General features: G+C 70.5%; 25 protein-coding genes. 13 read left to right on the top strand and 12 right to left on the bottom strand.

Annotated features, from left to right (window positions below; genetic code table 11):
* Positions 1–45 precede the first annotated feature (45 nt).
* The 3 genes from AB0N27_RS27740 to AB0N27_RS27750 all read right to left on the bottom strand — a co-directional run bounded on the left by AB0N27_RS27740 (position 46) and on the right by AB0N27_RS27750 (position 2,503).
* Positions 46–1,038, bottom strand: a complete 993-nt coding sequence (locus AB0N27_RS27740) for an MsnO8 family LLM class oxidoreductase (protein ID WP_364376072.1) — start codon at positions 1,036–1,038, stop codon at positions 46–48.
* A gap of 160 nt (positions 1,039–1,198) precedes the next feature.
* Positions 1,199–1,882 (bottom strand): phenylalanine--tRNA ligase beta subunit-related protein, encoded by a 684-nt coding sequence (locus AB0N27_RS27745; RefSeq protein WP_364375884.1) that lies wholly within the window; start codon positions 1,880–1,882, stop codon positions 1,199–1,201.
* 12 nt (positions 1,883–1,894) lie between these two features.
* A complete protein-coding gene (locus AB0N27_RS27750) occupies positions 1,895–2,503 on the bottom strand; it encodes a LysE family translocator (RefSeq protein WP_364375887.1) in 609 nt (202 codons plus the stop codon).
* A 29-nt stretch (positions 2,504–2,532) separates the two neighbouring features.
* Between AB0N27_RS27750 and AB0N27_RS27755 the strand changes: the two genes are divergently transcribed.
* The 3 genes from AB0N27_RS27755 (at position 2,533) to zwf (ending at position 7,310) form a co-directional block, all read left to right on the top strand.
* Positions 2,533–4,008, top strand: coding sequence for a PLP-dependent aminotransferase family protein (locus AB0N27_RS27755; RefSeq protein WP_364375890.1), 1,476 nt, complete (start codon positions 2,533–2,535; stop codon positions 4,006–4,008).
* A gap of 112 nt (positions 4,009–4,120) precedes the next feature.
* The gene (locus AB0N27_RS27760) at positions 4,121–5,413 is read left to right on the top strand and encodes an MFS transporter (protein ID WP_364375893.1); all 1,293 of its coding nucleotides are present in this window, start codon (positions 4,121–4,123) and stop codon (positions 5,411–5,413) included.
* A gap of 403 nt (positions 5,414–5,816) precedes the next feature.
* Positions 5,817–7,310, top strand: a complete 1,494-nt coding sequence (gene zwf / locus AB0N27_RS27765) for a glucose-6-phosphate dehydrogenase (protein WP_364375896.1) — start codon at positions 5,817–5,819, stop codon at positions 7,308–7,310.
* 166 nt (positions 7,311–7,476) lie between these two features.
* Here zwf and AB0N27_RS27770 read toward each other — a convergent pair whose 3' ends face one another.
* Complete coding sequence (locus tag AB0N27_RS27770; RefSeq protein ID WP_364375899.1) at positions 7,477–7,689, bottom strand: hypothetical protein; 213 nt, start codon at positions 7,687–7,689, stop codon at positions 7,477–7,479.
* 78 nt (positions 7,690–7,767) lie between these two features.
* Here AB0N27_RS27770 and AB0N27_RS27775 point away from each other — a divergent pair, with 78 nt between their 5' ends.
* The 3 genes from AB0N27_RS27775 (at position 7,768) to AB0N27_RS27785 (ending at position 10,266) form a co-directional block, all read left to right on the top strand.
* Positions 7,768–8,007, top strand: coding sequence for an alpha/beta hydrolase fold domain-containing protein (locus AB0N27_RS27775; protein ID WP_364375902.1), 240 nt, complete (start codon positions 7,768–7,770; stop codon positions 8,005–8,007).
* Between the two features lie 163 nt (positions 8,008–8,170).
* Positions 8,171–8,527, top strand: a complete 357-nt coding sequence (locus tag AB0N27_RS27780) for a YciI family protein (RefSeq protein ID WP_364375905.1) — start codon at positions 8,171–8,173, stop codon at positions 8,525–8,527.
* Entirely contained in the window at positions 8,524–10,266 is a 1,743-nt protein-coding gene (locus AB0N27_RS27785) for a sigma-70 family RNA polymerase sigma factor (RefSeq protein ID WP_364375908.1), read from the top strand. The genes AB0N27_RS27780 and AB0N27_RS27785 overlap by 4 nt, the downstream gene beginning before the upstream one ends.
* A gap of 114 nt (positions 10,267–10,380) precedes the next feature.
* Here AB0N27_RS27785 and AB0N27_RS27790 read toward each other — a convergent pair whose 3' ends face one another.
* Entirely contained in the window at positions 10,381–10,554 is a 174-nt protein-coding gene (locus tag AB0N27_RS27790; RefSeq protein ID WP_364375911.1) for a hypothetical protein, read from the bottom strand.
* Positions 10,555–11,040: 486 nt separating this feature from the next.
* Between AB0N27_RS27790 and AB0N27_RS27795 the strand changes: the two genes are divergently transcribed.
* On the top strand, positions 11,041–13,560 hold the full coding sequence (locus AB0N27_RS27795) for a S8 family serine peptidase (protein ID WP_364375914.1): 2,520 nt from the start codon (positions 11,041–11,043) through the stop codon (positions 13,558–13,560).
* Positions 13,561–13,819: 259 nt separating this feature from the next.
* Here the strand turns inward: AB0N27_RS27795 and AB0N27_RS27800 are convergent, their stop codons facing one another.
* On the bottom strand, positions 13,820–14,734 hold the full coding sequence (locus tag AB0N27_RS27800; protein ID WP_364375917.1) for a helix-turn-helix transcriptional regulator: 915 nt from the start codon (positions 14,732–14,734) through the stop codon (positions 13,820–13,822).
* A gap of 170 nt (positions 14,735–14,904) precedes the next feature.
* Here AB0N27_RS27800 and AB0N27_RS27805 point away from each other — a divergent pair, with 170 nt between their 5' ends.
* Positions 14,905–15,765: an SDR family NAD(P)-dependent oxidoreductase gene (locus tag AB0N27_RS27805; RefSeq protein ID WP_364375920.1), complete on the top strand. Its 861-nt coding sequence runs from the start codon at positions 14,905–14,907 to the stop codon at positions 15,763–15,765.
* Positions 15,766–16,013: 248 nt separating this feature from the next.
* On the opposite strand, the gene AB0N27_RS27810 is transcribed toward AB0N27_RS27805, so the two are convergent.
* Together AB0N27_RS27810 and AB0N27_RS27815 are read right to left on the bottom strand one after the other, a co-directional pair.
* Positions 16,014–16,307: a hypothetical protein gene (locus AB0N27_RS27810; protein WP_364375922.1), complete on the bottom strand. Its 294-nt coding sequence runs from the start codon at positions 16,305–16,307 to the stop codon at positions 16,014–16,016.
* 72 nt (positions 16,308–16,379) lie between these two features.
* A complete protein-coding gene (locus AB0N27_RS27815; protein WP_364375925.1) occupies positions 16,380–17,303 on the bottom strand; it encodes an EamA family transporter in 924 nt (307 codons plus the stop codon).
* A gap of 72 nt (positions 17,304–17,375) precedes the next feature.
* On the opposite strand from AB0N27_RS27815, the gene AB0N27_RS27820 reads away from it, so the two are divergent.
* The gene (locus AB0N27_RS27820) at positions 17,376–18,305 is read left to right on the top strand and encodes a LysR substrate-binding domain-containing protein (protein ID WP_364375928.1); all 930 of its coding nucleotides are present in this window, start codon (positions 17,376–17,378) and stop codon (positions 18,303–18,305) included.
* A 115-nt stretch (positions 18,306–18,420) separates the two neighbouring features.
* Here AB0N27_RS27820 and AB0N27_RS27825 read toward each other — a convergent pair whose 3' ends face one another.
* The 3 genes from AB0N27_RS27825 to AB0N27_RS27835 are packed head-to-tail and all read right to left on the bottom strand — an operon-like array spanning position 18,421 to position 20,617.
* Positions 18,421–18,918: a DUF3237 domain-containing protein gene (locus AB0N27_RS27825; RefSeq protein ID WP_364375931.1), complete on the bottom strand. Its 498-nt coding sequence runs from the start codon at positions 18,916–18,918 to the stop codon at positions 18,421–18,423.
* Positions 18,915–19,382 carry a MarR family transcriptional regulator gene (locus AB0N27_RS27830; RefSeq protein WP_364375934.1) on the bottom strand — a complete coding sequence of 156 codons (468 nt, stop codon included), beginning with the start codon at positions 19,380–19,382 and terminating at the stop codon, positions 18,915–18,917. The genes AB0N27_RS27825 and AB0N27_RS27830 overlap by 4 nt, the downstream gene beginning before the upstream one ends.
* Entirely contained in the window at positions 19,379–20,617 is a 1,239-nt protein-coding gene (locus AB0N27_RS27835; protein ID WP_364375937.1) for a flavin-dependent oxidoreductase, read from the bottom strand. The genes AB0N27_RS27830 and AB0N27_RS27835 overlap by 4 nt, the downstream gene beginning before the upstream one ends.
* 238 nt (positions 20,618–20,855) lie before the next feature.
* Here AB0N27_RS27835 and AB0N27_RS27840 point away from each other — a divergent pair, with 238 nt between their 5' ends.
* From AB0N27_RS27840 to AB0N27_RS27855, 4 genes are read left to right on the top strand one after another with little or no spacing between them, the layout of a single operon-like run.
* On the top strand, positions 20,856–21,830 hold the full coding sequence (locus AB0N27_RS27840) for an ABC transporter substrate-binding protein (RefSeq protein WP_364375940.1): 975 nt from the start codon (positions 20,856–20,858) through the stop codon (positions 21,828–21,830).
* A 7-nt stretch (positions 21,831–21,837) separates the two neighbouring features.
* Positions 21,838–22,608, top strand: a complete 771-nt coding sequence (locus tag AB0N27_RS27845) for an ABC transporter permease (RefSeq protein ID WP_364375943.1) — start codon at positions 21,838–21,840, stop codon at positions 22,606–22,608.
* Positions 22,605–23,420, top strand: a complete 816-nt coding sequence (locus AB0N27_RS27850) for an ABC transporter permease (protein WP_364375946.1) — start codon at positions 22,605–22,607, stop codon at positions 23,418–23,420. Before AB0N27_RS27845 ends, AB0N27_RS27850 begins: the two co-directional genes overlap by 4 nt.
* Positions 23,413–24,243, top strand: a complete 831-nt coding sequence (locus AB0N27_RS27855; protein ID WP_364375950.1) for an ABC transporter ATP-binding protein — start codon at positions 23,413–23,415, stop codon at positions 24,241–24,243. The genes AB0N27_RS27850 and AB0N27_RS27855 overlap by 8 nt, the downstream gene beginning before the upstream one ends.
* Positions 24,244–24,441: 198 nt before the next feature.
* On the opposite strand, the gene AB0N27_RS27860 is transcribed toward AB0N27_RS27855, so the two are convergent.
* On the bottom strand, positions 24,442–24,780 hold the full coding sequence (locus AB0N27_RS27860; protein ID WP_364375952.1) for a helix-turn-helix transcriptional regulator: 339 nt from the start codon (positions 24,778–24,780) through the stop codon (positions 24,442–24,444).
* Positions 24,781–24,785 lie beyond the last annotated feature (5 nt).

A 24,785-nucleotide genomic window follows, 5' to 3' on the forward strand; every position in this document is an offset into this window, starting at 1 on the left:
CACCAGACGTCGAGCGCGCCGTTGCCGGAGTTCCCTGATGATCGGTCACGGCCGCCCGAACAGAGCGGCCAGCTCGGCATCCGACACGGCCAGGGCGGCCCGGTCGAAGGTGCTGCCGGAGGCGACGAGTTCGGCGGCCCCGGTGCGGTCGAGCAGCTCGGCGAGCTGACGTTCCACCTGGGCCGGCGGGCCGCTGATCGCCCTCGCCGCGGTCTGCTCAAGATGCTCCTGCTGGCGCGGTGTGCGGGGAGCGGACCGGGCCGCCTGCACCGGTTCCAGCGGCGGGAAGACCCCGGTGGTCCGGCTCTGCGCCATCGCCCATGCCTCCGGAAGCAGCAGGTCGGCGGCCTCTGCGACGGTGTCGGCGATCAGCACGTCGAGGCTGACCGCCACCCACGGCTCCGGTTGCTGCGACGAGGGTCGGAACGCGCGCCGGTACTCGGCCAGGGCCGCCAACCCGGGTGCGGGGTCCCCGCCGACTCCCAGCAGGGGGCCGCCCACGATCACCGGCAGGCCCAGCTCGGCCGCGATCTGCAGACCGCTTCCGGTGGCCAGCACGTACAGCGGCACTGGTCCCTGCGGCTGCGGGCGCAGGGTGATCTCCGCCGTCCCGTCGAGGAACCCGTGCAGCTCGGCGAGGTCCGCGGCGAAATCGCCGTCGGTCTGCCGCAGCGCACGGCGCACGGGCGCGGTGAACCCCGGCGAGCGGCCCAGTCCCAGGTCGATCCGGCCCGGGGCGAAGGCGGACACCGTCGCGAACTGCTCGGCGACCACCAGCGGTTGGTGGTGGGGAAGCATCACCCCGGCCGAGCCGAGCCGGATGGTGCTCGTCGCACCGGCTACGGCGGCCAGCAACACCGCCGGGGCCGCTCCCGCGATCCCGGGGACGCTGTGATGTTCGGCGACCCAGAAACGGTCGTACCCGAGCCGTTCGGCGTGCGCCGCACGTCCCACCGTACCCCTGAGCGCCTCGGAGTCGGCCTCGCCGGCGCGGGTCCGGGACCGGTCCAGCAGTGACACGCGCAGGCCGTTGTCCATCACCACAGGTCCAGCATGGCTGAACCCGGGCTTGTTCCCGACGCATACCCGGTTCCTCAGGGATGGGGCGATCGCGGCATCAGTGCGAGATGGCGCTGGGGAGCCGCGACGGCGCTGCCGGCCGCCGCCCCGTGCCGGGCCGGCAGCACCGTCAACGGGCCTACGCGAACGCGAACTCCGGGGCGCCGGCAGTGAGCAGCGCGGTCCGCGACGGTACGGGCAGGGCGTCGGCCAGTTCGGCGAGCATCCGCCGCACCGTGCCCGCCCCACCCGCGTGCATCGCCTCGATGACCACCAGCACCTCGTCGGTCCCGGCGCGCACCGCCGACGCGCCGCTCTGCCGGTGGGTCCAGCGCCGGGAGTGCGCCTCGCCGGCCGCGTCGGCGAAGACCACCTCGCCCGGCTCGGGCTGCTCCGTCTCCCCGCCGAGGGTCAGGTACGTCTCCGCGCCGGTGGCCCGGCACACCGTCAGGTCGCCGCCGATCCGCGCCAGGTCGAGCACGGCCACCGGGACCGCGTAGGCGAGGGAGAGCGCGTTGCCCAGATCGACCAGAGGGTGCAGCCGCGGCAGCTCACCGTCGCGGCGGAGGCGGCGCAGCAGCGACTCGGCGGCGCACCGGTAGCGGGTCGGCGCCAACCCCATCCGGGCGAAGGCACGCCGCCACGCCTGGATCTCCGGGAAGCCGCTCTCCGGGCCGCCGGCGAGGCGTGCCCGGGCCGTGTCGGTGTACCGGTCGAGGCGGTGTCCCACCTCGACGGTGCCGTCGAGTCCGGTGGCGTGCAGCACTCCGCAGCTCAGCTCGGGGAAGGTCGACCAGACGTTGGTGCAATGGTGGAAACGCAACGAGGACTCCGATCAGGCGGTGAGGGCCAGGCCGAGGCCGAGGGCGAGGAAGCTGGCGGCGAAGCCGTGCCGCAGCAGGGCCGTGACCTGGGGCCGGGCCAGCACCCGGCGGCGCAGCGCGCTGGCGAGCAGGGCGAAGCCGGCGAAGACCACGAGCGTGACCAGCACGAAGACGGTGCCGTGCAGCAGCATCCCGAGCGTCGCCTCCGGCGTGTCCGGCGGGACGAACTGCGGCAGAAAGGCCACGAAGAACACGGTCACCTTCGGGTTGAGCAGGTTCAGCAGCACCCCGTCGCGGATCACCCGGGCGGCCGGTGCGGGTGGACGCCCGTCGTCGACCCGCAGCGGGCCCCGGTCGCGCAGCGCGGACCAGGCCATCCAGAGCAGGTACGCCACACCGAGCCAGGTCACCACCCGGAACGCCGGAGTGCCGGCCCGCAGCACGGCGGCCAGCCCGGTGACGGCGGCGGCGAGGTGCGGCAGCAGGCTGACCGTGCAGCCGACGGCGGCGAGCAGCCCGGCCCGGCGGCCGGCGGCCAGTGCGGTGGAGACGGTGTAGATCACTCCGGTCCCCGGGGTGATCGTCACCACCAGGGCGGTCAGCAGGAAGGCGATGCTCATGCGATCCAGCCTGCGGCCATAATGGTCCCGTGGACAGGGCCAAACAAGGCGACGTACGCGGGTCCATAACGGCCGGTGCCGACTTCCTCCAGTTGGACGTCGGCGAGGCCCCGCCCGGTGGCCGCGCCGCCTGGCTGGCCGGGCGGCTACGCGCCGCGATCGCCGACGGGCGGGTGCCGGTGGGCGCCCGGTTGCCCGCCAGCCGGGTGCTCGCGGTCGAGCTGGGCGTCTCCCGGGGCGTGGTGACGGAGGCGTACCAACGGCTGACCGAGGATGGGCACGTGGTCGGCCGGGGCCGGGCCGGCACCGTCGTGGTGGCCACGCCGGCCGCCGTGGTCCACCGTGCGCCCGCACCCCGCCGCCCGCCGGAGGTGTTCGCCGACCGGCCGGACACCACGGTCTTCGACGCGCTGCGCACCGCCCCGGCCGAGCTGGACCTGACGCCCGGCGTACCCGATCTGGCGGCCTTTCCCCGCGCGGCCTGGCTGCGCGCCGAACGCGCGGTGCTGCACCGCCTGGCGCCCGCCGACTTCGGGTACGGCGACCCGTCCGGCACACCCGCGCTGCGGTTCGCTGTCGCCACCTGGCTGGCCCGCAACCGGGGCATCCGGGTGGACCCGGCCGAAGTGGTGGTGGTGGCCGGGGTGTCCCAGGCGCTGGGCCTGCTCGCCCAGCTGCTGCACGCCGACGGCGTGTCCACTGTGGCAGTGGAGGACCCCGGCTCGCTCGGCGTACGCCAGCACCTGAACAACTGGCGGCTGGACACCCCGCCGGTGGCGGTCGACGCCCAGGGCCTGCGGGTCGACGAGCTGGCGGCCGGCGGCGCCCCGGCGGTGATGCTGACCCCCGCGCACCAGTTCCCGACCGGAGTGGTGCTCGACGGCGACCGGCGGCGGGCGCTGCTGCGCTGGGCCGAGCGGGGCGGCCTGGTCATCGAGGACGACTACGACGCGGAACACCGCTACGACCGCCCGCCGGTGCCGGCGCTGCGCGGCATGCTGCCCGACCGGGTCTGCTACACCGGCAGCGTCTCCAAACTGCTGGCCCCGGCGCTACGGATCGGCTGGGTGCTGGTCCCGCCGCGGCTGCACGCCGACCTGGTCGCGGTCAAGCGGATGGCGGATCTCGGCAACGCCGCCCTTCCGCAGCTCGTCCTGGCCGAGCTGATGGCCTCCGGGGCGCTGGAACGCCACCTGCGACTGCTGCGCCACCGGCACGTACGCCGCCGGGACGCGATGATCCGGGCGGTCCGCGCCCACCTGCCCGGGGCGGTGGTACACGGCGCTGCCGCCGGCCTGCACCTGCTGGTCACCCTCCCCGGCGACCTCGACGACACGGCACTGGCCGCGGCGGCCCTGCGCCGGGGCGTCAAGGTGCAGCCGCTGTCCTGGCACGCCCAGCGCCCGCAACCACCCGGCCTCGTCCTCGGCTACGCCGCCAACCCGCCCCACCACATCGAGCGTGCCCTCGCCACCCTCGGCGCCGCCCGCCAGACCCTCCCCTGACCCCGGTTACCACACGCCTCCAGCCCGTTCGCCGAGGAGGTCGACACCGACGCGAGCCCTTTGATCGACGCGGGGCGTGCGCGGGGAGGCGGGTGGGTAGGGGGGTGGGGTGGTGACGGGTGGGGACGGGGCGCGGGCGCGGGGGGTGCTCGGGCGGTACGCCGCCGGAGCGGTGCTGGTGCGGCTGGCGGACGAGGGAGCCCGCGTGGCCCTGGTGCTGCTGGCCATGGAGCGGACCGGCAGTGCCGCCTACGGCGGGGTGCTCGTGGCGGCGCTGATGATCCCCCACGTCGTCGCCGGGCCGGTGGTGGGCGCGATCGCCGACGGGGTCCGCCGCCGCCGCCTCTTCTACCTCCTGGCCCTGCTCGGGTACGGCGGCGCACTGCTCGCCGCGGTGGCCCTGGCGACCGCCTCCCGGCCGCTGTCGGTCGCCCTCGTGGTGCTGGCCGGCAGTCTCGCACCGGTCATGCTGGGCGGGCTGACCAGCCTCCTGCGCGACCTGGTACCCGACCGGCTGGAAAAGGCGTTCGGCCTCGACGCGATGTCCTACAACCTGGCCGGCATCGCCGGGCCGGGGATCGCGGCGGTCACCGCCGGGTTCGCCGGGGCGACCGCCGCGACGGCGGTGCTGGTCGCGCTGGTGGCCGCCGGCGTCCTGGTGCTGTCGACGCTGCCCATCCGGGACCGGCCGGCGCGCGCCCATCGCCCCGACGGCGCCGGACGGGCCACGCCGCTGGCCGCCGTGCCGCTGCTGTGGCGGCGGCGCCGGCTCGGCGCCGTGACCCTGGCCAGCAGCATCGGCTACCTGGGCATCGGGGCCCTGCCGGTGGCCGCGGCGCTGCTCGCCGGCCAGTTCCGGCACCCGTCGTACACCGGGCTGTTCCTGGCGGTGGCGTCGGCCGGCGGGCTGGTCGGCTCGCTCTGGTGGGCCCGCTACCCGATCCGCTCGCAGCCGCCCGAACGGGTGGTCCTGGTCAGCCTGCTCGCCACCGCGGTGCCGTTCGCGCTCGTACCGGCCATGCCGACGGTCTGGGCCACGCTGCCGCTCTTCGCCCTGGTCGGCGTCCTGAGCGGGCCGCTGTTCTGCAGCGTGCTGGCAGTACGTGACCAGGAGGCGCCACCGGCGGTGCACACCCAGGTCTTCACCCTCGGCGCCGGCCTGAAGACCACCGCCGCGGCAGGCGGCGCGGCGCTCGCCGGCGCCACCACCGGTGCTGGCGCGGCCGTCCTGCTGCTCGGCGTCGCCGCCTGCCAGGCCCTCGGCGCGGTCGCCGGTGCCGCCGTGCTGCGCCGCGCGTCAGCCCGACGGCCGGCGGTAGAGGACGACCAGCCCGGCGGCGGCGTGCGCGAGCCGGTCGCGCGGCGCGGCCACGGCGACGACCTCCACGTCGGCGCCGAGCGGTAGCAGGTCAGTCACCCAACTGGATCGAGCCGTCCTCCACCTTGCTGAGGATCACGTCGACGTCACCGGACCTGATCATCTCTCCCCGGGCCGCCACCATCGCCTCGACGCCGGCCGTCGCCACGCCGCAGCCGCAGCCTGGCGATCCCGGCGTCGCCGTCGGCGAGCCCATTGACCTTCGCGGGTTGCCTGGCCACGATCATTCGTGTCACCACCTCGTACGCCGGCGGACCACACCGGATCGTCACCGAGTTGCCTACCCGTGAGCCCGGCGTGCGAGGCTCAAGCTCCGCGACCAACAGGGCCACGCCGCGCGGCCCCGGCCACTACCGCTAACCCCCGCACAATTTCCTGGCATGACAGCAGCCCTCGACCCACACCCCTTGTGCCCGGAGGAACGCAGACCATGGACCACGCATCTCAGCTCATCCAGGAGCGGAGTGCCCCGCCGGCCACGCTGGTGATCTTCGGTGCCTCCGGTGACCTGACCCGGCGTAAGTTGCTGCCCGCAGTCGAGAGCCTGGCTCGCCACGAGCGGCTCCCGGACCAGTTCGCGCTGGTCGGCGTCGCGCGCACGTCGATGACCGACGAGCAGTTCGCCGAGAGCGTCCTCGGCGACCGCACCCTCACCAGCAAGCGCCAGCTCCAGGGCGGCGTGCGGTACGTGGCCGGCGGCTACGACGACCCGGAGACCTACAAGCGGCTCGTGGAGACCCTCGACGAGCTGGACGCACAGCGGGGCACGTCCGGCAACCGGCTCTTCTACCTGTCCACCCCGGCCGGGGCCTTCGAACCGGTGATCAACGGGCTGGCGGGTGTCGGGCTCAACCAGCCACGCGAAGGCTCCTTCTCCCGCCTGGTCATCGAGAAACCGTACGGGCGCGACCTGGTCACGGCCCGCGAGCTGGACGGCGTCGTGCACAGCGCGTTCGACGAGCACCAGGTCTTCCGCATCGATCACTATCTGGGCAAGGACACCGTCCAGAACGTGCTGGCGTTGCGCTTCGCGAACTCGATCTTCCAGCCCATCTGGGATCGCTCGTGGGTCGACCACGTGCAGATCACCGTCGCCGAGACCCTCGGCGTCGGCAGCCGCGGCGGCTTCTACGAGGACGCGGGCGCGATGCGGGACATCGTGCAGAACCACGTGCTCCAGGTCCTCGCGCTGGCACTGATGGAGCCACCGGCCTCATTCGAGGCTGAGGGTCTGCGCAACGAGAAGGTGAAGCTGCTGCAGGCGATCCGGCTCCCCACCGACCGGGACATCGCCGAGGCGGCGGTCCGGGGACAGTACACCCGGGGCGGCACCCGCGAGGACCTGATGGCCGGCTACCGCGAGGAAGCCGGCGTCGACCCCCTGTCGCGTACCGAGACCTACGCCGCCATGCGGCTCAACGTGGACAACTGGCGTTGGGCCGGGGTGCCGTTCTACGTTCGCACCGGCAAGCGCCTGCCGGCCCGGCTCACCGAGGTGGCACTGCAGTTCCAGCGGCCGCCGCACCTGCCGATCCCGACCGACCAGCTCACCGGCCTCGACGCTGACGCGCTGATCCTGCGGATCCAGCCGAACGAAGGCATCTCGCTGCGCTTCGGTGCCAAAGTGCCGGGCCACTCCTTCCGGGTCCGCACCGCCACTATGGAATTCTCCTACGACCAGACGTTCGCCGAGGAGTCCCCGGAGGCGTACGAGCGTCTGCTGCTGGACGCGCTGGTCGGTGACGCATCGCTGTTCATCCGCAGCGACGAGGTGCAGCAGTGCTGGCGGATCGTCGACCCGATCATCGACAACTGGGAGAAGGACAACTCGCCGATCCCCACGTACGAGGCCGCCTCCTGGGGGCCGACCGACGCCGACCGGCTCATTGGCAGGCACGGCCGCAAGTGGCGTAACGCCGCATGACCCTGCCACCACCCTGGCCGCCCCTGAAGTGGGACTAGCGGCCGGCGATGCGTCGTGAGCGGTCAAGGCGCCGGAAATCCGTTTCGGCGCAGCACATTTCGCTCCGGACCCCTGTGGTCGCGTCCGTTGTGACGGCGGCCTACCCGGCAGTGCCTTGTCGTGGTCTTCAGCCGACGGGCGTGCCGACCCCGCCGCGCTCCATGGTGGCGCGCAGCCGTGTCAGCGTTCGACCGAGTTCCGCGATCTGGGCCGGGGCGATCGACAGGCCGATGTGAGTGGCCAGGTGTTCCTGAAAGGTGTCTTCGGCGTCATCAACGACTTCCGCGCCCTGTGGGGTCAACTCCAACAGCAATGAACGGCCGTCTGCGGGGTTCGGCACCCGCCGTACCCAGGCTCGGGCCTCGAGCCGTCCCACACCCTTGCTCGTCGCTCCGACCCCGATCGCGCCGCGCCCGCCGTGCTCGCCGACCTGACCGGTTTCCCGCCGATCCTGCTGCAGGTCGGCACGAACGAACTGCTGCTCGACGACTCGGTCCGGCTCGCGAAACGCGCCCGCGACGCCGAGGTCGACGTCATCCTCGACATCACCGCGGGCGTTCCGCACGTCTTCCAGTCCTTCATCGGCCAGCTCGACGAAGCCGACCATGCCCTGGACCGCGCCGCCCTGTTCATCACGCAGCGACTACAAACCCCCTGAGCGCTGTCAGAAGCGCATTTCTACCGACCTGCCCCTGGTCCGTAGGGGCGGTGGCGCATCTTCCCGTACCAAGAATGTTTGCTCGGCTGTCGATAGACGACCAGGCTGACTCGTCGGAAAGGTAGGTGGGTCCGACCGGGCTCCAGACGACGGGACACGGGACATGGCGAAGTATCTGATCCTCATCCACGGCGACGAGCGGCAGTGGGCCGCGATGTCACCGCCGGAGTTACAGAAGCGCGACGAGGCCCACCGCGCCTTCGCCACCGAGGCCGGCCCGGCCATCCTCGACGGCCGGCAACTCGAGCCGGCGACCATCGCGACCACCCTGCGCACGGACCCGGCCGGTCGACTGGCCATCACCGACGGCCCGTTCCTGGAGACCAAGGAGGCGGTGGGCGGCTACTACCTGATCGAAGCAGCGGACCTCGACGAGGTGATCGAGCTGGCTTCGCAGCTCTACGAGGTCTCCGCCGGGCACAGCGGGGTGGAGATCCGTCCGGTTGTCGAGCACGGATGAGCGCCGAGGTCGTCGCGGCGGTCGCGCAGGCGCACCGCCGCGACTGGGCGCACGTGTTGGCGGCGACGGCACGCCTGACCCGCGATCTCGACCTCGCCGAGGAGTGCACCCAGGACGCCTACGCCCAGGCGCTGCGGACCTGGCCGCAGATCGGCGTCCCCGATCGCCCCGGCGCGTGGCTCACGACAGCCGCTCGCAACCGGGCACGGGATGTGCTGCGGCGGGAGTCGGCGATGCGCCGAGCCCTACCGCTGCTCGTACCCGATCAGGTGGTGGCCGGGCCCGAGGACGGTCTCGACGACGACCGCCTGCGGCTCGTGTTCACCTGCTGTCACCCGGCCCTGTCCCGTGACGCCCAGGTCGCGCTGACGCTGCGGCTCGTGTGCGGCCTGTCCACGGCCGAGGTGGCCCGCGCATTCCTGGTGCCGGAGCCCACCATGGCCGCGCGGATCACCCGGGCCAAGAAGAAGATCACCAACGCCCGTATCCCGTACCGCGTGCCGTCACCCGACCACCTTGCCGCACGCGTCAACGCCGTACTGGAGGTCATTCATCTGATCTTCACGACCGGCCACACGGCGCCAACCGGCGCGCAGCTCGTCCGGCGGGACCTCGTGGACAGCGCCATCGGCCTCGCCCGGATGCTGCACCTGCTCATGCCGAACGACGCCGAGATCAGTGCCCTACTGGCGCTGCTGCTGCTCGTCCACGCGCGCGCCGACAGCCGCCTGTCCGCCACCGGGCGGCTCCAACTGCTCTCCGAGCAGGACCGCGGGCGCTGGGACACCCAACTGATCAGCGAGGGCGTCGCGCTGCTGACCGGTGCGCTGCACCGCCAGCCGCCGACGCGGTACGCCGTCGAAGCCGCGATCGCCGCCGTGCACACCGAGGCGCCGACCTGGCAGGAAACCGACTGGGTGGAGATCGTCGGACTGTACGACGTTCTGCTCAACCTCTGGCCCTCCCCCGTGGTCGAACTCAACCGAGCCGTGGCGGTGGGGATGCGCGACGGCCCGCAGGCCGGCCTGGACGCGCTGACACCGCTGCTCGCCGAGCCGGTGCTGGCCACCTACGGCTACCTCAGCGCCGCCCGCGCCGACTTCCTGCGGCAACTCCACAGGTGGGCAGAGGCGTCCGACGCGTACCACGAGGCGATGACCCTCACCGACAACGGCGTCGAACGCGCCTTCCTCGCCGAACGGCTCGCCGAGATGCAGCGCGCAGTGTCCGATCGCGGGCTCGTGTCGGTGTCCCGGCGGATCGCCGCGCCGGCGGCAGACATCTTCCGGATCCTCGCGGATCCACGGCGACACAACGACATCGACGGCTCCGGAATGCTGCGGGGCGCCGTCTCGGACCAGGTCGTCTCGGCCGTCGGCGACGTGTTCGTGATGAAAATGCACTACCCGCCGTACGGCGACTACGAGATGGACAACCACGTCATCGAGTACGAGGTGGACCGCCGCATCGGCTGGAGGCCCGAACCTGGCCGGGGCCACCCGGACACCGCACCCGGCAGCACGACGCCCAGGCGTTGGGGTCACCGGTGGACCTACGAGCTGACCCCTGATGGGCCGGACGCGACAGTCGTGACCGAGATCTATGACTGTTCCCATGTGCCCGAGGACCGGCGGGAGTCGATGGACGGCGGCCGCATCTGGCTCACCAGCATGACCGAGACGCTGCAACGACTGGATGCGCTCTGCGCCGAGGAACGCCACACCCCCGGCACCCACTGAGAGGCCCGGGGCGCGGCGGTTACCGCTTGCAGCCGCCAGGACAGACCGCTGGCGAAGCCGCGGAGTTCTGGGTATCCGACGGTGTGGGCACGGTCGATCCAGGCGCGGACGGATCTATGCCGGCTCGCGCACGCCGCCGGCGTTGCCACCGTCGTCCAGCCTCGGTTCGGCCGGGGCTTCGGGCAGTTCGTCCGGCGCGCCAGGCAGAAGGACGCTCGCGTCGTCGGGCACCGGTTCACGCGGGTCGATGGGGGGATACTGATCGGGGTCGAGATCCGGTCCAGTCATCAGCCGAGTATCCGTCGTCTTCCGGACTGCCGCTCGTCGGGCCCGCAAGCCGGCGGTCCTCTGAGCGGGAACTCATCCTTCGCGCAGCACACTCCTCCGCCCGACTTCGCCGTCTCGAGGGATCGCGCGGCGGCTGCCTCCCATCTGCGCAATCAGTCCATCACGGACAAGTCGCACACCACCTCCACGGAGTCAACCCGTGACCCGATGCATGGCAGTTATTCATATCGATATAGATCGTCGCTTAACCGTTCACGCGGGGCCGATGTTGACCCCTTGACGAGGGGCATCTGCCGCAGTCTAATTTGGTGTCCATATAGGGGAGGCCGACTTGCGGGAGAGTTCCGGTTCGCCGTCCCGACGTCCATGCGTCGGCTCGCGCGGCAGTCTGGATCCCGAACAAAGCCAACGACATTCGCTGCCCGATAAAGGCGGCAGTACTGCGCCCCCGCCCACCGGAGATCGACCCTTCGGAAGGAATCGGAGATGAGTATGAGTTTCTTGAGTCGGCGGGATTTACTACGTCGAGTGGGGGGCACCTTTATTGCCGGCGCAGGCATCGCCTTGTTTCCGGCCGGGTTCGCCTCGGCATCGCCCAGGACCGGCCTGACATCAACCTCTGGCAGTACAGCTGGCGGACCGGCGTATCCGGGGGACCCCGGTTTTGTCGCCAGGACGCCGGGGGAACTGGGTGCCGCTAAAGCCAGCTGGGAAACGCCGGAGTATGGCTACTACACCGGCCACAATCCTGCCAACCCTGGCACAGCGATCGACTCCCCGTGGCAGCTCGTCGCGGTAAACGCGTCCACCGCCTACGCCCTTGGGTACCGCGGGCAGGGCGTCGCGCTGGGCATGATGGATTCGGGCTACCGGCCTACCCATGAAGGATTCCAGACCGGCCTGATCGTTCCGGTGAGAGCGGAGGGGTTCTACGGAACGTCCGGCTTCGGGTACCGGAACTCAGTAACCCCGTCGAACCCGTTCACTGCGGGCCAGCGGTTCACTGTGGCCGGCGACCAGGCGCGAACGAGTGACTACAGTCACGGAACCGGCATGCTTGGCGTCACCTCTGGCATTCGCGATGGCAAAGAGCAGCACGGCATCGCCTTTGGCTCGACGATGTATGTCGCCATGACCGGCGGTTCCGACACCCAGTCCCACGGCCCCTTCCACGATTACGTGTACTGGCGTACGGCCAATAAGGCCCTGGTTGACGCAGGCGCCCAGGTCATCAACAGCAGTTGGGGCTCTTATGTCCAGACTCTGGACAGAAGCCGCTTCGACGGCCTGGGTAACGACCTTGGGGTCAATGGCAACCTCGCCAACGCTTACGAACTGCGCGGCAAGGACAGCGCCAGCGCCACGGCGATGGCGACCATCATCCCCAACGAGCATCTGAAGGACCTGGAGTACCAGTACTTCCTCTTCAAGAAGAGCTATTCGGAAGACGGTATTCAATACAACCCGAACTACCCCGGGCGCTCCTTCATGGATGCCATCTGGGACGCTATCAAGGATAGCGGTACCGTCAACGTGAGGTCGGCCGGCAACAACGACTGGAGCAACCCGTACTTCCGCCCGGCGTACCCCTTCTTCAATCCTGCGGCGGAGGCGCAGTGGGTATGCGTCGGCGGGGTGCAGCCTCCCACCGCGGCCGACCCCGAATACACGAAGCAATTCGGGTACAACGAGGCGGGGCTCGCCAAATGGTGGACCGTGTCCACTCCGTCGAACAGTGTTCGGACCACGAACAGCGGTGGCGACACCAACTATTCGAACTCGAGCGGAACGTCTCCGGCGACGCCCGTTGCGACAGCGGTGATGGGCGTTCTGCTCTCCCGCTATCCGAACATGGACGCCAAGCAGGTCCGTGATCTGATGTTCACCACGGCGAACAACAAGATGTCCGACGGTGTGAGGTTCCTCGGCACGGGTCAGACCTCCCCCTCCGGGGCATCCATCGCCTGGACCGCTCCCGACGGGACTCCGGACGCGCGCTGGGGCTGGGGCATCCCCGATCTGGACAAGGGCATGTATGGCCCCGGCCAGTTCCTGGGGCCCATGACCTACAACATGGACAAGGCGCCCCTGGACGTCTGGTCGAACGACATCAGCCAGGTCGCGATCAAGGAGAGGGAGCGGGAGGATCGGGAGTGGCTGGCGACCTACAAGAAACAGGGCATCGCCTTTGCCGGTGAATTCAGCCCCAACGTACTGAGCCCGGACGGCAAGCTCAGCGACAAGGCCTTCATGCTTCAGGGCATTCTGGCTGATCCTTACGTCCAAGCCATCACCAACGGCCACCCGGAACTGTACGACAAGATCAGCTATGGGGACGCCACCAAGTGGCGTAAGGAATGGATGGACGCGCGCGCGGCCTTCATTCAGAACAACATCGACAACAAACTCTACACGGCGTCTTTGACCAAGCAGGGCTCCGGGATGCTGATCATGTCGGGTCACGCCACCTACGAGGGCGGCACGACGGTGGAAGGCGGCAAGCTTTCGATCGCCGGCTCGCACGCAAGCTCGGTCGCCGTCAAGGGCGGCACGCTCGGCGGCGGCGGTTTCGTGGGAGGCAGCATCCGCGTCAACAGCGGCGTGTTGCAGCCCGGCCTGTCGGCCGCGGAAGCGGCGTCCGCATTGTCCGTCAGTCTCACCGACGTTCCGCAGGGCAACGTCCTGAAGGTCGGCGGCGACGTGACCATCAGCCGAGCGGGTCGCCTCGCCATCACCATTTCCGGCGACCGCGACTACACGAGCGTGCGGGCCACGGGTGCCCTGGTGCTGGACGGCGAACTCACCCTGGACGTCCGCGCGCCCATCACCCCGGGCACGGTACTGACGATCCTGAGCGGGGCCTCGATCAAGGGCAACTTCCACTCCATGCCGGAACGGCGGGTCCTGAACGTGGGCGGCCACATGTTCCGGGTGTCCTACAAGGGCGGCGCCATGACGCTGACCGCCGAGCGGACGCTGCCGGGGGCGCGGTCCGGCAACGCCTAGCCACACGTGGCCTGGTCAGCCAGGCTCAGGTTCGCCTGGGCCTGGCTGGCCAGGCCCTTGCCCGAGCAGAAATCACGACCCCGGTGGACGCGCTCGCCGACATCCTCGTCTGGTTGATCCACCGACGCCGGCACCACGAACACGCCGAGTTCCGCCCCTACGCCCGCAAGCGGATGGGTTGCCTTGGCCCCGTTCCTGGGTAGCAGAGGGGTACGGGAGTCCGCCACGGTTGTCGAAGGGCGATCGACGCCCGTCGGAATCAGGCTGAGCCCGCAGACCTGGTTGGGCTGTCCTCGATCTGAGCGGGAGCGGCCTTGGATGCGCCTGTCGTTGGGACGTACCGCTGCTGTGTCGCCCAGAGCGCGAGCAGGCGCAGGTTGTCGTGGGAGCTGCTGCCGGGATCCGTGGTGTAGATGAAGAGCGTCTGGTCGTCGTCGCCGGGTAGTGCCAGCGCCTCGTATCGGATGGTCATCGGTCCCACGGCGGGGTGGACCATGTGCTTGGTGCCGTGGGTCCGCTCGTGCACCCGGTGGTTGTGCCACCACGTACGGAACTGCGGGCTCTTGATGGTCAGCTCGCCGACGAGTTCGTTGAGTTGCGGGTCGTCGGGGTTCCGGCCGGCGTAGAGGCGCAGCGTGCCCACGACGTCAGCCGCCACGGTGGCCCATTCGGGGTAGACCTCGCGGGCGCCGGGGTCGAGGAGGACCCAGCGCGTGTAGTTGCGCTCGCGGGGTGGCAGTTGGGTCCAGTCGGTGAGGAGGGCGCGGGCCAGCAGGTTCGACGCGAGGATGTCGGTGCGGCGCCCGACGATGAAGGCCGGGTGGTCGACCATCGAGGCGATCATCTGGTGCATCGCCGGCCGGACCCGCTGCCCCGGCACCTGCCCGGCGCGGTGCCGGGCCGGCCGGGCCAGGTCGACAAGGTGAGCCCGGGCGGCCGCGTCGAGGTGGAAGACACGGCCCAACGCGTCGATGACCGCCTCCGACGGACTGCTGTGGCGACCCTGTTCGAGTCGGGTGTAGTAGTCGACGCTCACCCCGGCGAGCTGAGCCACCTCCTCCCGGCGCAGGCCGCTGACGCGTCGCCCCGGCAGGGGGAGGATTCCCGCTGCCTCTGGCGCCGTGTCAGCCCGGCATTTCCGCAGGAAGCCGGCCAGTTCTGTGCGTCGCACCATGTCGCCAATGATGGCGCGCGCGGCGGCCCGCGCCCAGGGGCTGGGTGGGCATGTCGTTCCCAGGTACGGCTGGGCCTGGCCAGAGGTGTTCGGCTCGCCCGCGCGGCAGCAGCATGAAATGCGTTCCGGCAGGGCGCAGCGCTGCCACTCCAGTCACAAGGAGAACACCGATGTCGTACCCCACCACCCGACCCGCCACCTGGTTCGTCACGGGCACCTCCCGGGGCCTCGGCCTGGAGTTGGTCAAGCAGCTCCTCGAGCGCGGTGACAACGTCGCGGCGACGACCAGGTCGGCTGAGCGTCTCGACGCGGCCCTGGGGTCCGTGGACCGGGCCCGGCTGCTGCCACTTGAGCTGAACCTCGCGGACGAGCCGGCGGTCGCGGCGGCGATCCGCTCCACCACCGACCGTTTCGGCGCGATCGACGTGGTCGTGAACAACGCCGGCTACGGCTTCCTCGCCGCCATCGAGGAGGTCACCGACGCCGACGCCCGGCAGATGTTCGACGTGCAGATCTTCGGGCTCTGGAACGTTCTTCGTGCGGTGCTGCCCTCCCTGCGCGCCCAGCGCAGCGGTCACATCATCAATATCTCCTCGATCCTCGGTCTGACCTCCTTCCCGGGCTGGGGTCTCTACTGCGCCGGGAAGTACGCCCTCGAAGGGCTGACCGAGTCACTGGCCGCGGAAGTCGGCGATTTCGGCGTGCAGGTCAACCTCGTGGAGCCCGGCTACATGCAGACCGATTTTCTGCGTACGCACTCCCTTGGCCTGCCGCCGACCACCGTGTCCGGCTACGAGTCGATCCGGGAGATGACCGAGGCGCACCTGGCGATGCCGGGTACCCAGCTCGGTGACCCCGTCCGAGCCGCAACCGCCATCATCGAGGTGGCGGTCTCGGGTAAGGCTCCTCTGCACCAACTGCTCGGCTCGGACTCCTACTCGCTGGCCAAGGCCCGGATCGATGCGCTGACCTCCGATGTGGAGGCGGGCCGCGAGCTGGCGTACACGACGGACATCCCGCAGCACAGCTGAGGGCTCTCCGCGGCCATCCTGAGGGTCGTAGACGATCAGGCCGTGCAGCTCCGCCAGGCCCAAGACGACGTCAACGCCGCGCTGCCTCGCGGCGAGTAGCTGATGTTCATGCTCGACGTGGTCGATGCCGACAGCGAGAGGTGCCGACACCAGGGCGACTACGGGTCGTATGGGCGTCCCCCTGAGGGGACGCCCATTTTCCGTCACCCCGCCGGGTCGGCGGACCCGGCGGCGGTGGCATCACTCAATCAACGACCGACCATGTGACGCGACGACACGTCACGAGAAACGAGGAAGCCGAACCGCCTTGTCCACCGTCCGGCAGAGGCCACGGTAGAACTCGACCATTCCTCGTCTGTCGGCTCCTGCTCCTGCGTCTCCTCCAGGGCCCTGCGGGCGCCCACGGACAGCGCACGCACGAGCCGCTCGGCAGCCTCCGGATCTTCGATCTTCCGGATGTCCAGATATCCCATTGCCCGGCCGGGGCTGAGCCACTCGTCGAACTCGTCGACTGCGGCCACGTCGGCGGGGACCAGCCTCATGCGAGCTCGTCGAGCGCCGTACCGGCATCCGTCTTGATTGCGACCAGCATGCTGAGGTGTCGTAGCCGCGGACTAGGCAGTCGCGGCCGGGGCATACTCGGGCTCGCGACCGTCCCTCGCATCCGTGGCGTTGTTGCGGTCCGCTGTGGAACCCCGTACCACCAGCGCCAACCCGGCGAGGACGATCGCGGCTGCGGCCAGCTCCGTCGGGCCGACGGGCTCGTCGAGCAGCAGCCACGCCGCGCTGAGCCCGAAGACCGGCACCAGGAGGCTGAACGGCGCCACTCTCGCGATCGAGTACTGGGCGATCAGCCGGTTCCAGATGCCGAAGCCGACGAGGGTCGACACGTACGCGACGTACGCCACGGCTAGCAGCCCACGCCACGACAGACCGGTGATCGCATCCAGCACCGCCTGTCCGCCCTCGACAACGCCGGCCAGGCCGAGCAGCGGCAACGGCGGCACCAGGCTCGACCAGACCAGCAGCGAGAGTGGTCGCGTCTCGTCGCTGGCCCGCATGACCAAATTTGCCAGGGCCCAACTGGCCGCCGCGAACAGCGTCAGCACAAAGCCGATCACGGAGGCGTGGCCGCCGCTGTGGATCGCCAGCAAGCCGATCCCGACCGATCCGACCAGCACGCCGGCCACCTGCGCCCGCGCCGGCCGCTCGCCCAGCACCGCCGCCGCCAGCAGCACCGACATCAGGGCCTGTGCCTGCAGCACCAGCGAGGCCAGACCGGCCGACATGCCAGCCGCGAGCGCCGTGAACAGCGCGCCGAACTTCAGGACGCCGAGCACCAGCCCGTAAGCGATCACGTAGCGGAGCCGGGCGCTGGGGCGCGGCACCAGGAAGACCAGCGGCACCGCCGCCGCGACGAAGCGCAGCGCGGTCAGCACGAGCGGCGGCAGGTCGCGCAGGCCCATCTCGATGGCGACGAAGTTGACGCCCCAGATAGCGGCGACGAGCAGGGCGAGAAGCCGGTGTGATGCTTTCATGCCGGCCACGCTGCCCGAGGCGACGCTTAAGGACCAGTTCAACGTTCTTCATTGCTGCTGTAGCGTAGCTACATGGATCTTGATGTACGCCGGCTCCGCGTGCTGCACGAGGTCGCGCTGCGCGGCAGCGTCACCGCCGCCGCCGCGGCGCTGCACGTCACTCCGTCGGCGGTCTCCCAGCAGCTCGTCCAGCTGTCCCGAGAGGCCGGGCACGAGCTTGTCGAGCGGGCCGGGCGCGGGATCGTCCTCACCCCGGCCGGCCAGGTTCTGGCCAACCACGCGAAGAACGTGCTGGGCGCGGTGGAGCAGGCGGTGGCCGGACTCGCCGCGCTCCGCAACGGCGTCAACGGTACGGTGCGGGTCGGCGCGTTCGCGTCCGCAGCCGGCGCGCTGGTGGCTCCCTCCGCCGCCCGCCTGCGGGCGAAGCACCCGGAGCTGGACGTGCGGGTGATCGAGGCCGAAGACCAGCAGAGCCGCCTCGACCTGCGCTCCGGCACCCTCGATGTGGCGGTGCTGCAGGAATACGACCACGTGCCCGCGCCGCTGGTCGACGACCTGGACCGGCATCCGGTCACCACAGACCCGATGCACCTGATCACCCCGGTCCGGTGGCGTCGTCACACCGGCCGGCTGACCGAGCTGAGCGACGTGCCATGGATCGCCAGCGCCGAGCACACGCCGTGCCTACGGTCCACATTGCACGCTTGCCGGCTCGCCGGCTTCGAGCCGGACATCCGGCACCGTGCCGTCGACTTCGCGCTCACGCTGGACCTCGTCGCGGCCGGGCTGGGCGCCGCGCTGGTGCCGGAGCTGGCGCTGCGCCACGTGCCACTCGGGGTGCACGTGGAGCCACTGGTCGAGCCGGTCACCGAGCGACGCATCTTCGCAGTCACTCGCGCCCTCGGCGGCACGCCGCAACGGCCCGCGGTGGACGCTCTCCTGGCGGAGCTAAGCGGCTCGACCGGCGTCCCCCGTGGACAGCACCGGCCGATCACCGCCTGATGTACGTCTTTGTCGCCGACCGCGGCCACCATCGCGCACGACGTGTGGTCCCCTCCTGGTCCCCGGTGCGGCAGGCCCGACAAGCGCGCCCTGTCGCAGCCCTGGGCGGGAACAGCTACGTGACGCGGTAGGCGGTGTAGCGCACCCGATCGGCCTCGCGGATCGCCGACGCCACGAAGACGGACTGCTCCAGGGCGGCCAGCGCGGGCACCGACGTCTCCAGTCGTACGCCCAGGCGGAAGTAGTACTCGGACGGGTCGACGGCGTCGCCGCGCAGCAACGCTTCGAGGATCTCCGGGCGGCCGCTGCGGACGCCGAACGTACGCAGGTAGACGTGACCGCCGTCGGCGGTACGCGCCGAGTAGCGCGTGTCGATCTCGATCGCGCCGTCGGGGCGGACCACCTGCCAGTCGGCGCCGCCGGGCAGGATGTCGGCCTCGAAGAGACCGGTGACCCGGCCGCCGACGACAGGCACCACGCGACGGTGACCGGCACGGGTCATCCCGTGGTCCTCCAGCGCGCCCAGCCGCACCTCCACCTCGAACGCGGCCTCCAACCCGGGAACCGGCGGGGCAGTCACGGCGTCCCGACCGGCGGCTCGGCGCGTACTCATGGAGTGTCCTTGGCGTGCGCGAGGGCGTCGCGGAGGCGTTCCAGCGCGGGCACCGCGGCGGCGAGGGCCGTGCGGTCCGCCGCCGGCAGGGTCGCCGCGGCGCGGGCGACCAGGTCTCCGCTCGCGAGGTCGAAGCGGTCGAACAGGTCGAGGGCCTTCGCTGTGGCGAGGACGTCGACGTGGCGGTGGTTGCCGGGACGGGGGCGACGCTCGACGAGACCGTTGCCCTCCATCGCGGTGAGCAGGTTGCTGACCGTGGATCGGCTCAGGCGCAGCCGCTCGGCCAGCTCACCGGGGCCGGCCACGGTGCCCCGGGGCAGGGCCCGCACGATCTCGATCTGCGCGTCCGGGATCTCCGGCAGGTGCTCGGCGGCCCGGGCTGCGGCGAGCAGCGTGCGGCGCAGCGGTGAGATCACCGACGCCAGTCGCGCCGCGTCCAGTTCGGTCGGCTCCGGGCCGGTCACGGCAGGACGCCCGGGAAGGCCGTCGGCGTCAGGGAGGCCCGTTCGTTGAGGTCGGCGGGTAGGAAACCGGCCGCCTTCTTGTAGCCGGTGGCGATAGCGGTGAGCTCCTCCGGCGGGATGACGTCGTGGATGTGCGTGAACCCGTCCGGCGCGCGCTCGTGGGCGAGCACCATCACCTGTTCCGGGCCCTGCCGCCGGTTGCTCAGCACGAGCGCGGTGGTCGCGGGCCGCCGGTCCGCCTCGTAGGCGTCGAGCGCCGCCCGGACCGTCGGCGCGGTGGCGAGGTGGAAGGCGAGGGTACGTGCGTCCAGGATCGCCTGCGACGCCCCGTTGGAACCGTTCGGATACATCGGGTGTGCCGCGTCGCCGAGCAGTGTCGTGTTCCCGTGGGTCCACGTGTCGATCGGATCGCGGTCCACCATGGGGTATTCGAGGATCTCGTCGGCGGCGGCCAGCAGTTCCGGCACGTTGAGCCACGGGAAACGCCAGTCCGCGAAGAGCGAGACGACCGGCGCGGGGTCGACGGTCCGGTTCCAGTCCGCGTTGGGCCCGGCGAAACCGGGCCCGCGCCGCTCGGCGACGACGTTGATCAGGCCGGCGCCGATCGGGTACGCCACGAACTTCTGTTCCGCGTCCCCGGCCATGATCATGGTTCGCCCGTCCAGGAATCCGGGTGCCCGTGCCGTCCCCCGCCACAGTGTCAGCCCGTTCCACAGTGGCGCCCACTCGCCGGGCCGATGCTGGCGGCGCAGCGCGGAGTGGATGCCGTCCGCTCCGACGATCAGGTCGCCAGCGACGCTCACCTCCCCCGCCGCCGTCTCGAAGTGCGCGACGCCGTCGCGGACGCCGACGAGCCGGTGCCCGGTGCGCACCGCGTCCGCGCCCAGCCGTTCCCGCACCACGGCGAGCAGTTCCATCTGGAACCGGCCGCGGTGCACGGAAAGCTGCGGCCAGCGATATCCGGCGTCCAGTCCGCGTGGCTCGCTCCAGATCTGCTGACCGTAGCGGTTGTAGTAGGCAAGCGTGCCGGGTGCGGCGCCCAGCCTTTCCATGCGTTCCCCGAGACCCAATTCGGTCAGCTCACGGACGGCGTGCGGGAGTAGATTGATTCCGACGCCGAGTGGGCGCAGCGCGGCGGCGCGCTCGTAGACGGTGATCTCACGGAAGCCGGCCCGGTGCAGGCTGAGCGCGGTGGTGAGGCCACCGATACCAGCGCCCACGATCACGATTGCCACGTCGCCGCCCTCTCCGCCCCGCGCCACCAACCGCACAGTTTGGTCACAAAATCGTCGACCGTCAAGACGTGTTCTCGTCACCATCGGACCACTCGCACCGCTATGCGATTCGCCCTTTGGGAATTCTTGACAATCAATCGCTGCTGCATGACGCTGATCGACGCGGTCGGATGCTTACGGCACTCCGTCGACCCCACTCCTCAGGCTGCACAAGCGCTGCGCACGGAAGGGCCCGTCCATGAAGAAGGTCACTGCCCTCGCTGTTCTCGCCGGCGTCGTGATCGCCCTGACCGGCTGCACGGATTCCGATGCCACCGATCCGTCCCCCGAGGCGAGCGGCGACCTGCGGAAGGTCCGCGTGGCGGCGCTGCCGATCAGCGAGACCGCCGCGCTGTGGGGCGGCATCAAGGCGGGCATCTTCCGGAAGCAGGGGCTCGACGTGGAGGTGGTGCCCGCACAGGGCGGCGCCCAGGCCATCCCGGCCATGATCAACGGCGACATCGACTTCGCCATCGGCCAGCCGTTCGGCCCGTTCCGCGCCGATCTGCAGAACCTCGGCGTGGTGATCATCGGGAACTACGCGTCGTCCTACGCCGACGGCGACGACATCAACGCCGTGGTGGCGTCCGCGAAGTCGGGTATCACCCGGCCGGCTCAGCTCGCCGGACGCAAGGTGTCGGTGAACAGCCTGGGCGCCGCCGGCGACGTCACGATCATGGCAGCGGTCGAGAAGGACGGCGGCGATCCCACCAAGGTCCAGTTCGTCGAGGTGGCCTTCCCGGACGCACCGGCCCAGCTCGCCGCCGGCAACATCGACGCCGCCTGGGTGACCGAGCCGTTCATCACCCAGATGCGCAAGCGCGGTGACGTTCTCGTGGTCGCTCCATACCAGGCCACCGTTCCCGGACTCACCACCCTGACCACGATCACGTCGAGCAAGCTGAAGGACTCCGACGCCACGCTGGTGGCGGACTTCTCGTCGGCGATGAAGAAGACGCTCACCTGGGCCAACGACCCGGCCAACCAGGCCGGCCTACGGCAGGCCATCAAGGACAACCTCGAACTGCCGGATGCGGTAGCGGACTCCGTCCGGCTCCCGGCGTTCGGGTGGGAAATCGACCGGGCCGACCTGGAGCAACTGGCGACGCTCGCTCAGAAGTACCGCGTACTCGACCGGCAGCCCGACTTCGACCGTCTCGTCCAGCAGCAGTAGCCGACCGATGCGCAAGATCCTGCTGGGCGCCGTCGGCCTGCTGGGGTTCCTCGCCGTCTGGCAGCTGCTCCCGGCTCTGGGGCTGGTCGACCGGCACGACCTGCCGTACGCCACCGACGTGTTCGGACGGCTGTTCCACGAGGTCCGCGACCTGGCGTTCTGGCGGCGGCTCCGGCTCACCATGACGTCGTGGGCCATCGGCCTGACGGTGGCGACGCTCGCCGCGGTCGGGTTGGGGACGGTGGTCGGGCTGGTGCCGTTCCTGCGTCGCGCCACGCACACGACAGTCGAGTTCCTGCGGCCGGTACCGTCGGTCGCGCTGATTCCCCTCGCCGTGCTGATGTTCGGCCTGCAGATGCGCGCCGCACTCGTCATCATCGTCTACGCGGCGTTCTGGCAGGTGTTCGTGCAGGTGATCTACGGTGTCGCCGACGTCGACACGGTCGCCCGGGACACCGCGCGGAGCTTCGGCCTCACCCGCTACGAGCGGCTGCGGTATCTCGTCCTTCCGACCGCTCTGCCGTACCTGATGACCGGCCTGCGCCTCGCCGCGACGGTCGCGCTCATCCTGGCCGTCACCGCGGAGATGGTGATCGGCAACCCCGGCCTCGGACGCATGATCGAGCTGTCGCGCTCCGCCGGGGACGCCGTCGGCCTGTACGCCCTCGTCGTGGTCACCGGGCTCCTCGGCGTGGTGGTGAACGTCGTGTTCCGCTTCGCCGAACGCCGCTCGTTGGCCTGGCACCAGTCGGTGCTCGCGGACGAGGCAACGCGATGACCGCCCTCGGTGCGGGCAGGACCGCCCTTCGCGGCCTCGGCGTCCGGGTCGCCGAGGACGTCCTGTACGCGGTCGGGCTTCCCGTCCTGGCCGTGGGGCTCTGGGCCGTCTGGTCCACCCGGTCGGCCAACCGGTTCCTCGTCGGCCCCCGCCCGCTCCTCGACGCGTTCCGGCAGACCTGGATCGGCCCGGCGTTCGTCGACGACGTGCTGCCGAGCGTGTACCGGCTGCTGGCCGGCCTGTTCGCGTCGATCGTGCTCGGCGTCGCCGCCGGCGTCCTCATCGGCCGGTTCCGCCCGCTACGCGAGATCCTCGAACCGCTGCTGGAGTTCTTCCGCGCGATTCCGCCACCGGTGCTGATTCCGGTCGCGATGCTACTGCTCGGCATCACCGACACCATGAAGGTCGTCGTCATCGTGTCCGGCGCGATCTGGCCGATCCTGCTGAACACGATCGAGGGCGTCCGGGCGACCGACAGCGTGATGCTGGAGACCGCCGACTCGTACCGGATCTCCTGGTGGGAACGAGTGTGGCTGCTGATCCTCCCGGCGGCGAGTCCGCGCATCATGACCGGCGTACGGCAGGCACTCTCGGTGGCCCTGATCCTCATGGTCATCTCGGAGATGTTCGCGTCCTCGGCCGGCCTCGGCTACCGGATCGCCTACTTCCAGCGGAACTACCTCATCGCCGAGATGTGGAGCGGCATCCTCCTGCTCGGCCTCATCGGCGTCCTCCTCGCCGTGGCCTTCGGCGTCGTCGAACGCCGCGTCCTGCGCTGGTACCACGGAATGAAGGAGGTCACCCGTGCCTGACGCAAGCCCGCTGCTGCGGGTCGAGCACCTGCGGAAGGTCTACGCCTCCGGCCGGGGCGAGGTCGAGGCGATCGGGGATCTCAGTTTCACCATGATGCCCGGCGAACTGCTGTGCGTCGTCGGCCCGTCGGGCTGCGGAAAGACCACCCTCCTGAAATGCCTCGCCGGACTGCTCCGGCCCACCAGCGGCCTCGTCGAGATGGAGGGATCTGCGGTGACGGGCCCGAGCCCGGCGATGGCAGTGGTGTTCCAGGAGTACGGCCGTAGCCTCTATCCCTGGCTGACGGTCCGGGGCAATGTGGAGCTTCCCCTTCGACACAAGAAGCTCTCCCGCGCCGAACGCGACCGGAGGGTCGCCGACGCCCTCGACGCGGTCGGACTGCCGCAGTCGGCACGCAGCCATCCGTGGCAGCTCTCCGGCGGGATGCAGCAACGGGTGGCCATCGCGCGCGCCATCGCGTACCGGCCCGAAGTGCTGATCATGGATGAGCCGTTCGCGGCGGTGGACGCGCAGACCCGCGCGGACCTGGAGGACCTCGTACGCGACCTGCACCTGAACCGCGGCATCTCCACTGTCTTCGTGACGCACGACATCGACGAGTCCGTGTATCTGGGCCAGCGCGTGCTCGTCCTGTCCCACTCGCCGACCCGGGTGCAGGAAGACCTCGTGATCGACCTTCCGCGGGAGCGCGATCAGCTCACCACCCGGGCGCTGCCCCGGTTCACCGAGCTGCGGACCCACGTCTACGCGCAGATCCAGCGGGCCAAGGGTGCGCCGGCCTCGGCGACCGGTGGTCGTAACCCGCGCACGATGCCGGGATGACGCTGCTGGTCCCGCAACCCCCCTACGGCCCCGCCGGCCGATGACCGTTTCGCTCTCGAAGCCGACGCGGCGCGTGCCGCCGGGATCGACGCAGCGGTGGTCGACGGCGACGCCGCCTACACCCAGTTCCGCCTGGCCCGCGACGAAGACCACGAACCCCCGCCCGCGCCGAACATGTTGAAGATCAATTTAGTTCCCTCATGGCGTGGTCTCGGCCCGTTGCCGGGTCCGACTGTGCTCTGCAGCCAGCAGGTCCAGCAGCCCGGGAAAGCGGGCGTCGATGTCGGCGCGTCGCAGCCTGATGCCCTTCCGGTTGCCGTAGTTGAAATCCCGGATCAGGCCGCTGGCACGCAGGGTCTTGAAGTGGTACGTCGACGTCTGCTTGGAGACGGGCAGGCCGAAGGAGTGGCAGGTCCGCTCGGGGTCGCTCCGGTCAGCGGCGAGCTCGGCGATGACCCGCCGACGGTGAGGATCAGCCAGCGCCTGGAGGATCGAACCCAGATCCAGGTCTGCTGTCGCAGGGTGTGTCGTCTCCATCACGT

The organism is Micromonospora sp. NPDC093244 (assembly GCF_040683695.1).
GTDB lineage: Bacteria > Actinomycetota > Actinomycetes > Mycobacteriales > Micromonosporaceae > Micromonospora.

What these genes read in the sequence shown, in the direction of transcription:
- AB0N27_RS27850 (WP_364375946.1), top strand. Translation starts at nt 22,605, where the DNA reads ATGACCGCCCTCGGTGCGGGCAGGACCGCCCTTCGCGGCCTCGGCGTC.
- AB0N27_RS27740 (WP_364376072.1), bottom strand. Translation starts at nt 1,038, where the DNA reads ATGGACAACGGCCTGCGCGTGTCACTGCTGGACCGGTCCCGGACCCGC.
- AB0N27_RS27825 (WP_364375931.1), bottom strand. Translation starts at nt 18,918, where the DNA reads ATGAGTACGCGCCGAGCCGCCGGTCGGGACGCCGTGACTGCCCCGCCG.
- AB0N27_RS27805 (WP_364375920.1), top strand. Translation starts at nt 14,905, where the DNA reads ATGTCGTACCCCACCACCCGACCCGCCACCTGGTTCGTCACGGGCACC.
- AB0N27_RS27860 (WP_364375952.1), bottom strand. Translation starts at nt 24,780, where the DNA reads ATGGAGACGACACACCCTGCGACAGCAGACCTGGATCTGGGTTCGATC.
- zwf (WP_364375896.1), top strand. Translation starts at nt 5,817, where the DNA reads ATGGACCACGCATCTCAGCTCATCCAGGAGCGGAGTGCCCCGCCGGCC.
- AB0N27_RS27815 (WP_364375925.1), bottom strand. Translation starts at nt 17,303, where the DNA reads ATGAAAGCATCACACCGGCTTCTCGCCCTGCTCGTCGCCGCTATCTGG.
- AB0N27_RS27790 (WP_364375911.1), bottom strand. Translation starts at nt 10,554, where the DNA reads ATGACTGGACCGGATCTCGACCCCGATCAGTATCCCCCCATCGACCCG.
- AB0N27_RS27820 (WP_364375928.1), top strand. Translation starts at nt 17,376, where the DNA reads ATGGATCTTGATGTACGCCGGCTCCGCGTGCTGCACGAGGTCGCGCTG.
- AB0N27_RS27795 (WP_364375914.1), top strand. Translation starts at nt 11,041, where the DNA reads ATGAGTATGAGTTTCTTGAGTCGGCGGGATTTACTACGTCGAGTGGGG.
- AB0N27_RS27845 (WP_364375943.1), top strand. Translation starts at nt 21,838, where the DNA reads ATGCGCAAGATCCTGCTGGGCGCCGTCGGCCTGCTGGGGTTCCTCGCC.
- AB0N27_RS27750 (WP_364375887.1), bottom strand. Translation starts at nt 2,503, where the DNA reads ATGAGCATCGCCTTCCTGCTGACCGCCCTGGTGGTGACGATCACCCCG.
- AB0N27_RS27810 (WP_364375922.1), bottom strand. Translation starts at nt 16,307, where the DNA reads ATGAGGCTGGTCCCCGCCGACGTGGCCGCAGTCGACGAGTTCGACGAG.
- AB0N27_RS27800 (WP_364375917.1), bottom strand. Translation starts at nt 14,734, where the DNA reads ATGGTGCGACGCACAGAACTGGCCGGCTTCCTGCGGAAATGCCGGGCT.
- AB0N27_RS27840 (WP_364375940.1), top strand. Translation starts at nt 20,856, where the DNA reads ATGAAGAAGGTCACTGCCCTCGCTGTTCTCGCCGGCGTCGTGATCGCC.
- AB0N27_RS27785 (WP_364375908.1), top strand. Translation starts at nt 8,524, where the DNA reads ATGAGCGCCGAGGTCGTCGCGGCGGTCGCGCAGGCGCACCGCCGCGAC.
- AB0N27_RS27780 (WP_364375905.1), top strand. Translation starts at nt 8,171, where the DNA reads ATGGCGAAGTATCTGATCCTCATCCACGGCGACGAGCGGCAGTGGGCC.